The following is an 8,531-nucleotide window of genomic DNA, read 5'->3' as shown; positions in this document are numbered from 1 at the left end:
ATTGGATGTGGACATACAATCATGAAAGACCGAACATGGGCTTAGGTGGAATTACACCAAAGCAAAAACTAGCACTTGCAGTACCAGCTTCTACTTTTAGCTTAAGTTAAAAATGGGGGGATTACCATTGACGCACCGACATCGAGTGATGTGCAAAGTATTAAGTTGCAATACGCCATCGCTACCGATATGGCAACGATCTTGAGTAAGGTGCTCGATACCGCTACAACAGGTGGTGCTGAGCCTTCTCTAAAAACCATGATTCTGGCTGAGCCCAGAAGTAACTCGATTTTGATTCGAGGCGCCAGTGCAGAGCGGATTCGACAGATTCGGGTATTGGTAGCGCGCTTGGACGTACCTACTGCTAATAACGGCAATATTTGGGTAGTACCCCTGAAGAATGCCGAGGCGACTAAATTAGCTGTGACATTGCGGGCGATTGTGGCGGCAGATGCCACTTTGTCTGCACAGGTGGGCGGAACACCAGGACAGCCAGGCTCCGTTAATCTTGCGGCTAATTTAAATCAGCCGCAAGCTAATCAACAAAATACTGCGCCAGGGGCAATGGGCTCTAGCGCGGCAACTTCCGCATTAACGAGTTCTAGTAATCCCACAACCGGCGGCATTATTCAGGCGGAGCCTGCAACCAACTCGATCATCATTACTGCGAGTGAGCCTTTGTATCGCAACTTGCGTCATGTGATTGAGCAGTTGGATCGCCGCCGTACCCAGGTCTATATTGAATCGCTGATTGCTGAAGTGAGCTCCACCAATGCGGAAGAGTTGGGTATTCAGTGGCAGGGTATTGTGGGTTCTGGAAACCAAAACGTGGGCTTTGGCGGCACCAACTTCACAAATGCCGCTGGCCAAGTGGGCTCCAATATTCTGGGCTTGGGTTCAAATGTGAACAACATCCTGAACCCAGGAAACCCATCAGGTGTGCCGGTTCCCCCGGCGCCTGGCTTGAATCTAGGAATGCTCACCAAATTTAATGGTGTTTACGGTATGTCTGCCTTGCTAACGGCGTTAGCAACGACCCAAGGCACCAATATCCTATCCACACCAAACCTCATTACCTTGGATAACGAAGAAGCGCGCATTGTGGTGGGGCAGAACGTACCCATCATTACCGGTTCTTATGCACAAACGGGTTCCACTAGTACAGTCACACCGTTTCAGACTTACACCCGTCAAGACGTGGGTTTAACTTTGCGTGTCCGCCCACAAGTGTCTGATAACGGCGTTGTGAAGATGCAGATTTATCAGGAAGTTTCTTCTATCTATAACCAGAGTTTTGCCTCTGGAATTATTTTAAATAAGCGCAATATCGAATCCAATGTCTTGGTAGATGATGGTCAGATTATTGTGTTGGGTGGATTGATTGAGGATAAGTACAACGATGGCTCTAGTGGCATCCCATTCTTAAAAGATATTCCTTGGATTGGCGCGCTCTTCCGCTCAGATGCAAAGACCCGTACCAAAACCAATCTGTTGGTATTTATTCGTCCCTACATCTTGCGTGATAAAGATCAAACGGCGGATATCACTACGAATCGTCTGAACTTGGTGCAAAAAACGGAAGATCAATTTAAGCAAGCGCCGATGTTATTGCCTAAGGAAGACTTGACGCGGATTTCTGATTTGGAGCAGCCTTTGATTCCGCCCGGTAAGCCAGTGTCACCAGTCCCCAACAATCTACCGTCTTCTGGATTGACTAAGCCGATTCCCGTGCGCCCTTCAAATGCACCCGCATCTGCTGCGCCAGTGCCGATTACGATTCAATAATGTCGCGACTCCCTCGCATCCCCTTTGGCTACGCAAAGGCGAATGAGATCCTCTTGAAAAAGAGTGAGGATTCAGAAGGGGCGCCAACCTTAATTCATAGTGCGAATACTGACCTATCAGTCATACAAGAAATCTGCCGCCTCGTAGGCCCCATTCATCGGACAGAGCAAACGAGTGAGCAAGTATTAGAAGCGCTGAACGCTGCTTACTCAGAAGGGGATCTCAATGCCTCTCAAGTAGTGGATGAGGTAGAGGAGGCGGTTGACCTTTCTCGTCTTTTGCAAGAGATGCCCGAATCTGAGGATTTGCTGGAGATGAATGACGATGCCCCTGTCATTCGGATGATTAATAGTTTGCTCAAGCAAGCTAGCCGCGATGGGGCGTCGGATATTCATTTGGAAGCATTCGAGCGTAAATCCCTAGTGCGCTTTAGGGTCGATGGTAATTTGCGCGACATTGTGGATATGCGTCGCGATCTCCATGCGGCCTTAGTTTCTCGTATCAAGATCATGGCTTCGCTTGATATTGCTGAGAAGCGGATGCCACAAGATGGTCGCATTTCACTACGAGTGGGTGGGCGTGCAATTGATGTACGCGTTTCTACCTTACCGACTTCTCATGGTGAGCGCGTCGTACTGCGTTTGCTAGAAAAGAACTACGATCGCCTCGATTTGCGTGCCTTAGGCATGGCGGAAGATACCTTTACGCAGTTTGATCAGTTGATTCATCGCCCGCACGGCATTGTGTTGGTGACCGGGCCAACTGGTAGCGGTAAGACCACTACTTTATATGGCGCCTTATTGCGCTTGCGTAACAAGATCAACAACATCATGACGGTGGAAGACCCGATTGAGTACAACCTCGATGGTATCGGTCAAACTCAGGTGAACTCCCGCATTGATATGAACTTTGCTCGGGCATTGCGCGCCATCTTGCGTCAAGATCCGGACATTGTGATGATTGGTGAGATCCGTGACTTAGAGACCGCGCAGATTGCAGTGCAAGCCTCATTAACTGGGCATCTAGTATTGGCTACCTTGCATACCAATGATGCGCCTTCTGCAGTCACACGTTTGATTGATATGGGTATCGAACCATTCTTATTGTCATCGACCTTGCTGGGTGTTTTGGGCCAGCGTCTCATTCGGATGTCGTGCCCGTCATGTGGTGGTAAGGGGTGCGAACAATGTGCTCAATCAGGTTATAGCGGCCGAGCGGGTATTTATGAACTCATGACGACCAATGAAAAGATTCGTGAACTCATTCATCAACATGCAGCTGAGAGTGATATTCGTAAGCAGGCCGTGATTGGTGGCATGCGTACCCTAGCGGATGACGGCAAGCGCTGGGTAGCAGATGGCAAGACTACTCTCGAGGAAATTCTGCGCGTTACCGGTTCCGTAGAAATAGATTAATTTATGTCACGCTATCGATTTGAGGCCCTCACTTACGCTGGTAAGAGCGAGCGCGGAAGCGTGGATGGTGAGAGTGTGCGTGCGGTGCGCCAGGCTTTGATGGCCAAACAGTTAGTACCCGTGACGATTGAACTGGAAGCGGAATGGGGTAAGCAGCGCTTCTGGAATAAATGGTTCTCAGAGAACAAGCCCTTAAGTCGTGCAGACCTGACTTTAATCACTAAGCAAGTCGCTATTTTGGTGAGATCAGGCGTTCAGATTGATGAGACGCTATCCGTTCTGGCTGAAGAAAGTAGTCAAGCTCACGTGAAAGCAGTGCTGCAGGCAGTAGTCGCTGAGTTACGCGCGGGTCTGCCCTTATCCAAAGCCATTGCCACGCAACCTCTCTCTTTTGATCCTTTGTACCAAGGTGTGGTGGGTGCAGCAGAACAGTCTGGCAAGATGGGTCAAGTCTTAACGCAGTTAGCTGAGTTTTTAGAAAAACGTCAGGCCCTAAAAAATAAGGCCTTGGGTGCGCTAGCGTATCCAGCGATGTTGACTGGCGTTGCTTTCATGATCGTCTTGTTCTTGATGACTTATGTTGTTCCTCAAATTGCTAGAGTGTTTCAGAGCACTAAGCAGGCCCTCCCTTTTTCCACTCGCTTTATCTTGGCGCTTTCAGAGTTCATAGTCAACTGGGGTTGGTTGCTCGTGATTGTCATTGTTGGTGCAATCTTTTATATTCGTCGCGCTCTAAGTAAAGAAGACTTTCGATTGAGGGTGGATCGCGCACTATTAAATCTACCTTTGATTGGACCGCTACTCTTGGGATTTGAGACTGCGCGTTTTGCGAATACGATGGCCATGCTAGTAGCAGCAAATGTACCGATTCTGACTGCCTTGCATAGTGCGCGTGATACCTTAAACAATACGGTTTTGCGTGCTGCCATTGATTCAACAGAAGGGCGCTTGCGTGAAGGCAATAGCTTGACCAGGGCTTTAGGCAGCCAGGGTGTGTTCTCGCCAATCCTGATTCATTTGATCCGTTCTGGTGAAGCTTCAGGTAAGCTAGCTGAGATGCTGAAGTATGGTGCTGAGAATGCGGAGTTGGAATCTGAGCAAAAGACCAAAATATTTACCAGTTTGTTAGAGCCCTTATTGATTTTGATGATGGGTTTGATGGTGTTGGGAATTGTGATGGCGGTAATGCAGCCAATCTTAGAAATGAATTCAGGAGTAAGGTAAATAAAATGCAAATACTCATCATGACTGGTCCGCATAGCCGCGTACGAGAAATTACGCTGACAGCGCGCCACATAGTTTTTGGTGGTGCTACTGTTCTGGCTTTATTGTGTGGCGCTAACTGGATGGTTAGTTCAGTCAACAACGAAATCAAAGACCTCTTACATGCCATGGAGAAAAAAGCGCTTTTAGAAAAGCGCTTTATCGCCAACTCAGAGGATGATTACGAAACCAAGTTAACGGAATTGCAGGCGCGCTTAGAAGATGCGCAGCGTAATCTTGATCAATTAGATGCATTACGTACTCAATTAATGCGCTCGAATGGTCAAGCGAGTGTAGCCAATGCAGTCAATTTGAGTAATGCGGATTTTGGTAATGCGCAGGGTGGCCCATTAAAGCCTTCGAATGTCACCATCAATCTGGGTAATCAAGATGAGCAATACGGCGCGCGTTTAGATCGCACCGTACAGGACTCGATCGCACTTAATGCTCGCGTACAAGATATGCAGAAGTCATTGACTCATACTTGGGATGTAGCGAACTCGATTCCGACGGCATCCCCTTTGCCTTTAATGCCTCAAGCATCCAGTGGGCTCGGATATCGATCAGACCCCTTTACAGGCAAGGTAGCTTGGCATGAAGGCACAGACTTTCCTGCGGCGTATGGCACGCCTATCCTAGCTACTGCTGACGGCACGGTCATTCGTGCAGCCTGGGATGAAGAATATGGCTACGTAGTTGATGTGCAGCACAAAAATGCCATAGTGACTCGCTATGCTCACGCGCAAGAACTTTTGGTAAAGCCGGGTGACTTGGTGAAGCAGGCGCAAGCCATTGCGAAGGTGGGATCCACTGGTCGATCTACTGGGCCCCATTTGCACTATGAGGTCCTTAGAAACGGCCAATCCTTAGCAAAGAATTAATCAGCCCATAAGCACATTAGTCAATTTTTTATTCTATTAAAGCTATCTATTTACCAATGAAATTCTCCCTTCTTCAATTTTTGAGCATTCTTGGAATGCTGACTTTTTCAACGCTGGGATATGGTCAGGCAGTTGCACCCATCTCCGCTCAATTTGAGTATGAGCTAAAAATCACCCTTGATCCCTCCAAGAGGGTGGCCTATCTAAAGCAATCTGGCGAAGCGCCTAGCCCCTATGAGCAAGTGTTTAATTTGGTCAAGGGCTCGATGCAGGTTGCTACCGTAGTGGAAAAAGTCGACATTAAAAAAGATCAATACCATATTCACTCCACGGGAACCTTGTTGGCCGTACTCTCATCCGTGCTTCAAGACCAGAAGTTGATTCGTGATTCTGTCGGTAGTATGAGTTCAAATGGGATGCTCACCAATACCTATCAAGAGAAGCGCGGTAATACGGAGTTGCTCATTGCGAAGGTAGATGCCCCAAAGAATGTGGTTAATTTCTATAAAGTTTCATCACGCAGCGCTCCAACCGGTACAGCCCCTTATGCGGGACGCTTATTGGATATGGTGACGGTGGGTTATCAATTTATTGGCCGTGATTTACCAGCCAAGTCAGTAGTCTTGCCTGTAACAGACGGTCGCTCCATTAAAAATTACACCTTGGTTCGTGGCGAGGCTTGGGAGTTTCCTTTTGATGGCGCGAAAGTGAAAGCGATTCGGTACTACAAAACAACCTCCAAAGACGACTCCGCCACTTTTGAAGTTTGGTTCTCAGAAAAAGAGCATGTTCCATTACGCTCTGTCATTGGTTTGAGTGATCAGTACGGCGCTACGATTCAGGTGGACTTGAAAAAAATACCCAAGTTGTAGAGATATAGACTCAGCGGACAAAAGCAATGCAAGCTAAGACCCTTAAACTCATTATTGGCTTGGTACTGGTTCTATTTGTATTGTTCAGCATCTTGATCAGCCAGCTTTGCCAGCCATCGCAAAATAATCCCGTAGTAGCTGCTGTCTCAAATGCTTTGTCAGCACCCAACCCAGTTCAAAGTAGTGCTAAACCTGACCCTCTATCTTGGGAGCCTGTTCTACGTCAATTACTGAGTTTTTTATCTAAGGCTTGTCCGCGCTAAAGAGTATTTACTGCTGGATTTTTCCAGCTGGCGCTCTCACTATCACCAGAGGTGCTCCAGATTTTCTGCTGGCAGATGAGGTGTACACCACTTGAGGTTTGTTCTTAAGAGATGCGGAGTCCTTGATCTGATTAGGGGCCTTTAGGCGGATCTCTTTAAAGATAAAGGTATAGCGCTGTACATCAGAGTCTGATTTTTTGCCTTCAATTGCGAAAAGTAATTTGGGGTCAATTGAAACGCCACCTTTACTGACTTCAAAATGTAAATGTGGGCCGGTGGATTTGCCTGTACTGCCCACCGTGGCAATTTGCTGGGATTGCTCTACCAACTCACCTGTCTTCACCATCAACTGGGCCGCATGTCCATAGCGCGTGACCACGCCTTGCCCGTGATCAATTTCAATTAAATTCCCATAGCCTGGGGCATATGAAGAAAATACAACCGTACCTTTGCCGGCTGCAAAAATCGGGCTACCAAATTGAGCGGGGATATCAAGGCCATCGTGATTTTCATGTGAACCGCTAAATGGACCGATTCGATTGCCGTAATCGCTTGAGATGCTCGTGCTTTTAATCACTGGAACAGAGCTCAAAACTGAAGGCCTGGTGGGGAGTGTCTCCAGCATTGCCATTGCGATTGAGTCGTATGAATTTTTTGATGTCTGCGCTATGACATATGGGCTTGTGAGGCACAGAGCCAATAATGCGCAGAATGGAATAGCTTGACGACGCATTAAATGAGAGGGCATGGGGAACAACTAAGGTACTAAGCTCAGAAATAAATACTCAAAGAAAATAATCAGATGAACTACTCCTTGCAGTAGGGTCGTTCTCCCAATTGCCAAGGTAAGTGCTCCAATGAAGAAGGAGAGATACATCAGCGTCATATTGAGTGAACTGATGCCAAGGCTAAGTGGTAAGTTAAAAAAGATGGCGAATGCCGCTACGGTGGGAATGGTTAAACCAATACTTGCTAACGCTGAGCCTAGGGCCAGGTTCAAGCTGCTTTGTAAGCGATTGGCTCTCGCCGCTCTGACGGCCGCATAACCTTCAGGTAGTAGAACAAGCATTGCAATCGCAATACCCACTACTGTTTTAGGGGCGCCAGCCGCTTTAACTCCGGCTTCGATGGCGGGGTTCAATGCTTCAGCTAGGCCGACTACTACTGCCAGAGACAGCAGCAATAGAAAAATACTCACAGCAGTTTTGAGATTGCTAGGTTCATCCGCATGGATGTCGCTATCTGTCTTCTTGTCTTCCGATTTAGGAAGATAGTAGTCGCGATGGCTGACTGTTTGGAAGAATATAAAGGCGCCATACAAGGCAAAAGAAGCAATGCCAGCAAAAGCCAATTGGCTTTTTGTAAAGTCAGGTCCCGGGGTGCTTACCGTCACCATTGGCATTACCAAAATGAAAGTAGCTAGTGCGGTGAGTACGGCTAACGCAGAATTTGTACCCTCGTTCCGAAAGGACATTTCATGATGTTTAAAGCCGCCCATAAAAATGCACAGTCCAATGACGCCATTCACCACAATCATGACGGTAGCAAAGACGGCATCACGTGCAATAAATTGCGAGCCTTCGTGACCAGCAAACATCATGGCGATAATGAGTGACACCTCAATAATAGTGACGCTAATAGCAAGCACCAATGTGCCGTATGGCTCTCCAGTTTTATGGGCAATCACCTCCGCATGGTGAACTGCAGATAAGACTGCTCCAATTAAAGTAACAGCCATTAAGGCAATGAACCAAGTTTGGCTAAGTAGTGGGGCTAAAGAATGCATAAATAACGGGGTCTTTTGTAGTGAGAAGTGCAATTGCTTGACTCGTCCTAATATAGGTTGACAGTTAAAAATCTATTTTATGATCCTAAAACGCCTGGTGCACCGCATCAGGCGTTTTGTATTTTAAGCTTAGATGCGGCCTCTTTTGGTTGTAGATACGGATCGACTCTTTCACCATTTGTTTAGCCTGCTTTAGGTCATACGGTTTATTTAACAAAAATTCTGTTTTCAATATGCCATTCACCCGCTCTGCAAGCGCATTTTGA

Annotated in this window: 9 protein-coding genes; 6 read left to right on the top strand and 3 right to left on the bottom strand. The window is 47.3% G+C overall.

Annotated elements, in window-relative coordinates:
- Positions 1–120 precede the first annotated feature (120 nt).
- From gspD to ICN12_RS10530, 6 genes are all read left to right on the top strand, one after another.
- Positions 121–1,785: a type II secretion system secretin GspD gene (gspD, locus tag ICN12_RS10555; protein WP_370625027.1), complete on the top strand. Its 1,665-nt coding sequence runs from the start codon at positions 121–123 to the stop codon at positions 1,783–1,785.
- Positions 1,785–3,200 carry a GspE/PulE family protein gene (locus tag ICN12_RS10550; RefSeq protein WP_216272466.1) on the top strand — a complete coding sequence of 472 codons (1,416 nt, stop codon included), beginning with the start codon at positions 1,785–1,787 and terminating at the stop codon, positions 3,198–3,200. Before gspD ends, ICN12_RS10550 begins: the two co-directional genes overlap by 1 nt.
- 3 nt (positions 3,201–3,203) lie before the next feature.
- Positions 3,204–4,424, top strand: coding sequence for a type II secretion system inner membrane protein GspF (gspF, locus tag ICN12_RS10545; protein ID WP_216272465.1), 1,221 nt, complete (start codon positions 3,204–3,206; stop codon positions 4,422–4,424).
- 5 nt (positions 4,425–4,429) lie between these two features.
- Entirely contained in the window at positions 4,430–5,344 is a 915-nt protein-coding gene (locus tag ICN12_RS10540; RefSeq protein WP_255537800.1) for a M23 family metallopeptidase, read from the top strand.
- 95 nt (positions 5,345–5,439) lie between these two features.
- On the top strand, positions 5,440–6,216 hold the full coding sequence (locus tag ICN12_RS10535) for a DUF3108 domain-containing protein (RefSeq protein ID WP_216272464.1): 777 nt from the start codon (positions 5,440–5,442) through the stop codon (positions 6,214–6,216).
- Between the two features lie 26 nt (positions 6,217–6,242).
- Complete coding sequence (locus ICN12_RS10530; RefSeq protein ID WP_216272463.1) at positions 6,243–6,479, top strand: hypothetical protein; 237 nt, start codon at positions 6,243–6,245, stop codon at positions 6,477–6,479.
- A 7-nt stretch (positions 6,480–6,486) separates the two neighbouring features.
- On the opposite strand, the gene ICN12_RS10525 is transcribed toward ICN12_RS10530, so the two are convergent.
- From ICN12_RS10525 to ICN12_RS10515, 3 genes are all read right to left on the bottom strand, one after another.
- Positions 6,487–7,227, bottom strand: a complete 741-nt coding sequence (locus tag ICN12_RS10525; protein WP_216272462.1) for a M23 family metallopeptidase — start codon at positions 7,225–7,227, stop codon at positions 6,487–6,489.
- 9 nt (positions 7,228–7,236) lie between these two features.
- Positions 7,237–8,265 (bottom strand): calcium:cation antiporter, encoded by a 1,029-nt coding sequence (locus tag ICN12_RS10520; RefSeq protein WP_216272461.1) that lies wholly within the window; start codon positions 8,263–8,265, stop codon positions 7,237–7,239.
- A gap of 85 nt (positions 8,266–8,350) precedes the next feature.
- On the bottom strand, positions 8,351–8,531 hold a 181-nt coding region (locus ICN12_RS10515), incomplete at its 5' end, for an integrase core domain-containing protein (RefSeq protein WP_216272460.1).

Source organism: Polynucleobacter sp. AM-25C3, from assembly GCF_018882335.1.
Lineage (GTDB): Bacteria > Pseudomonadota > Gammaproteobacteria > Burkholderiales > Burkholderiaceae > Polynucleobacter.
This window is presented reverse-complemented; position numbering and strand designations above follow the sequence as displayed.